The following is a 3,631-nucleotide window of genomic DNA, read 5'->3' as shown; positions in this document are numbered from 1 at the left end:
AGGATATGAGGACATTGTGGATGCTTGCAGTCAGGCTTGGAACGACTGCGTCAGCAGTACAAAGCGAGTGATAAAGATGTGCACCAGAGACTGGGTGAAAGTGACTGAACTTTAATGCGGAATGGTATTAAAAGCCGCTTGAGCTTTATTAGATTGCTTGGGGGGATATCTAAGCAATGTGCAACATCTGCGATGGAATGGCTACGATCAACAAGCTGTTTGACTGCTCCAACTTGGAACTCTTCAGGGTAATGTTTACCACTCAATGACCAGCTATTTTTCAGTTATTTTATCTAAGGAAGGTGCGAATAAGCCTTTGTGGCGTTCTCTTGTGTAGAGAGCGGGTTGCTGTGAAGGCCCCGAAGTTCGTGGCTTACAGACCAGAATGCTGTGTTGTGTTTCTAGCAAAGGACTAAGGCCATTTGCTACGAACCACGTCTTGCATTTAGTCATGTAAGCCGACGCAGTGCATACATGGGACTTGTTCGCAGTTTCTCTAACTGAGAGGCGTCTAGGAAATCAGTGGCGATTCAGCTTCCATATCCCCCACGCCGTACCTTGAGTTATTCTCGTTATAGTATGGCAACTCTGAAACCTTTATTTAATGCGCTTTAGCAATACACCCGCTTCCATATGGTCGGTATAAGGGAATTGATCAAACAAGGCAAAGCGTCTGATCTCATGAGTCTGACTCAATTGTTCGAGATTCATTGCCAGGGTTTGTGGGTTGCAAGAAATATAGAGAATGGAGTCATAACTCTGTACCAAGTTGACGGTCTCGGGATCCAGGCCGGCTCGCGGTGGGTCAACAAAGATGGTGTTGCAGTCGTAACTCTTGAGGTCTATTCCCTCCAGACGTTTGAAGCTACGTTCACCCGTCATGGCTTGAGTAAACTCTTCGGCTGACATACGAATTATTTGCAGGTTCTCAGTGCCGTTTTGCTCAATATTGTATTGAGCGGAATCGACAGAAGGTTTGGCTAATTCAGTTGCCAGTACCTTAGTGAAATTCTGTGCCAGAGCAATGGAAAAGTTGCCATTACCACAATAGAGTTCAAGTAAATCGCCGCTACTGTCACGGGTACAGTCTATCGCCCATTCCAGCATTTTGGTCGCCACATGGGCATTAGGCTGGGTGAAACTGTTTTCCACTTGTTTATAGATGTATTCCTGCTGGTTGACTTGCAGGCGTTCGATAACGAAATCTCTATCTAAGACAAACTTCTGTTTGCGGGCTCGGCCGATAATATCGACCTTGAACTCTTTCCCGAGTCTTTGTTTCAACGCCTTGGCTTCATCGAGCCAGTTATCATCCAACTGCTTGTGATACAGCAGTGACACCAAAATCTCGCCGGACAGAGTAGAGAGGAAGTCTACTTGAAACAGCTTGTGTCTCAGTATGCTGTTGGGGCGTAGCTCGGCCATCAGTGCTGGCATCATTTGATTGATAAGGGCACTGGCTGGCAGGAATTGATCGCAACGAACCTTGGCTTGTTGTTGTTGGTCAAACATGTAGTAGTAGAGGTCATCTCCGTCATGCCAAACCCGGAATTCTGCTCTCATACGGTAGTGTTTCTGTACCGAGGGAAATACCTCTAATACCGGCGGAGTGAAGCGGGCAAAGGCCTGTTCCAGCTTGAGACGCTTTTGTTCCAACTGCGTGTCATATTGATTGGGGTCCATTGCTTCTAAATTCATAATATTCACTCTTGGCTTAAAACCGGGGGCGCAAATATTATACTACGTGGCGCTTATGTCCAGTTTCATTCCTTTGTGCTTTTATTCAAGCTGTGAAAAAATAAGTTCTTATCTGCTTTCGTGGTTTCAAACCATGACTCGTCTTATATCGTTTAGAGGCTCAATTTGTCACGTCCCATACTGGTTTTTGACTCAGGCATAGGTGGCCTATCGGTGCTGAAAGAGATCCGTAAGCTATTGCCGCTGAGACAGTATTGCTATCTGTTTGATAACGCGCGCTTGCCTTATGGTGAGCTCGCGGAAGCAGAGTTGATAAACGGATGTGTGGACTTGGTTACTACCATGGCCAAGCAGATAGATGCTGCGATAGTGGTCATAGCTTGCAATACAGCCAGCACTTTGGTTCTTCCCGAGTTGAGATCTCAACTGACGATTCCTGTTGTCGGGGTTGTACCCGCTATCAAACCGGCTGCGGCTATCTCCAAGCGAAAGCATATAGGCTTACTGGCCACACCGGGAACTGTCAAAAGGGCTTATACCAAGGAACTGATCAATCACTTTGCCAACGACTGTCAAGTGGAACTCTTTGGTTGTTCAGAACTGGTATTGCTAGCAGAGGCCAAGGCGGCTGGTCAGGCCATAGATATCGCAGAAATGAAGAAGTTACTGCAACCTATCATCTACAGTGAACTAGATGTGCTTGTGCTTGGCTGCACTCACTTTCCTATGCTGAAGCCTGAGCTACAACAAATACTGGGTGATTATGTTGAGTTATTGGACTCCGGTGAGGCGATTGCGAAGAGAGTGAAGAATCTACTGCAATATCAGCAGGAAACCGCTGACTTAGATCAACCAAGTAATGAATGGGCTTTTTATACCAGCGAGAGAATTACTGAAGGATTGAAATCAACGCTGGCCGAGTATGGTTTTGCTCAAACGGCCAAGACCTCGACCAGCGTGATGACGTAGGACTACTATTCCTGTTTATCTGAATCTTGCGATTTGGCTTCACGTACTTTCAGGGTGCGCTCCTGGAATATGAAGTCATTTAGTTTGGTCATCGCCTTTTGAGCGCCGGACTCTGACATTTCCACAAAACCAAATCCTTTACGTCTGCCGGTTTTGCGATCTCTCACTAAACGAACAGAATTCACTGGACCGTATTCCTCAAATAATAACTTTACTTCAGTGTCGTGTGCTCTGTAAGGGAGGTTACCCACGTAGAGAGTCATGGTTGGGCCATTGTAAGTTTCTTGTCCTTTAGCTTGAGCCTGGCTTGGACTGGATGTGAATGCATAAACTGCAGCAGCAAGGAGTGCACCAACAGGGAAGGCCAAAAATGCAGGCAGTTGAGGCATGAGTTGGTATATCGCAAGCGCGCCCAGAATGGCGATGCCCAACACAATCAAAAATGACTTTTGCATAAGAAATGTTCTCTGTGAAGAATAATTGATAAATTACTGTTAAAAGCAATGACTATGGTAATGAATTATTTACCTTTAAACCAGACTGACGCCCAAAAAATGACCTTTGCTCTCATTTTTAAACATAAGCAGGACCTTCAAGCTAAGTTTTTTATGCAAAAAGGCTATTAAATGGCCTTCGAGGTTAAAAGGTAGGCGCTTAGTGTAAGGGGGAGTAAAAAGCTCTTGCGCTATTGGCTGGCCTCCCTATAATGCGCTCCCACTGACACGGCACAGCGGCAACGCGAAAGACGTGGCAGGGTCGAAGAAAAGAGGCTCTTGAGTTCTTTCAACGACAGGCGAAAAAAGATGGTAAATACCTCTTGACGCCGCAGCAGGAAAGCGTAGAATACGCAGCCCTGACCCGATGGGAACCATCGCGGTACTGCTCTTTAACAATCTATCAAGCAATCTGTGTGGACACTCACAGGCATTGAGAAATCGACAAAACGATTTAACTCGATGAAGAG

Annotated in this window: 4 protein-coding genes; 1 reads left to right on the top strand and 3 read right to left on the bottom strand. The window is 46.0% G+C overall.

From position 1 onward, the window contains the following. Window positions 1-50 precede the first annotated feature (50 nt). Both ACMHXH_RS00440 and trmA read right to left on the bottom strand, forming a co-directional pair. A complete protein-coding gene (locus ACMHXH_RS00440) occupies window positions 51-266 on the bottom strand; it encodes a transposase (RefSeq protein WP_222116214.1) in 216 nt (71 codons plus the stop codon). A gap of 331 nt (window positions 267-597) precedes the next feature. Further along, window positions 598-1,698 carry a tRNA (uridine(54)-C5)-methyltransferase TrmA gene (gene trmA / locus ACMHXH_RS00435; RefSeq protein ID WP_071477130.1) on the bottom strand — a complete coding sequence of 367 codons (1,101 nt, stop codon included), beginning with the start codon at window positions 1,696-1,698 and terminating at the stop codon, window positions 598-600. Window positions 1,699-1,863: 165 nt separating this feature from the next. On the opposite strand from trmA, the gene murI reads away from it, so the two are divergent. Next, a complete protein-coding gene (gene murI / locus ACMHXH_RS00430; protein WP_039036162.1) occupies window positions 1,864-2,667 on the top strand; it encodes a glutamate racemase in 804 nt (267 codons plus the stop codon). 5 nt (window positions 2,668-2,672) lie between these two features. On the opposite strand, the gene ACMHXH_RS00425 is transcribed toward murI, so the two are convergent. Then, window positions 2,673-3,122 carry an RNA recognition motif domain-containing protein gene (locus ACMHXH_RS00425; RefSeq protein WP_039036161.1) on the bottom strand — a complete coding sequence of 150 codons (450 nt, stop codon included), beginning with the start codon at window positions 3,120-3,122 and terminating at the stop codon, window positions 2,673-2,675. Window positions 3,123-3,631: the final 509 nt, after the last annotated feature.

It is taken from the genome of Shewanella sp. BJSY2023SW001 (assembly GCF_047314685.1).
Classification (GTDB): domain Bacteria; phylum Pseudomonadota; class Gammaproteobacteria; order Enterobacterales; family Shewanellaceae; genus Shewanella; species Shewanella indica.
This window is presented reverse-complemented; position numbering and strand designations above follow the sequence as displayed.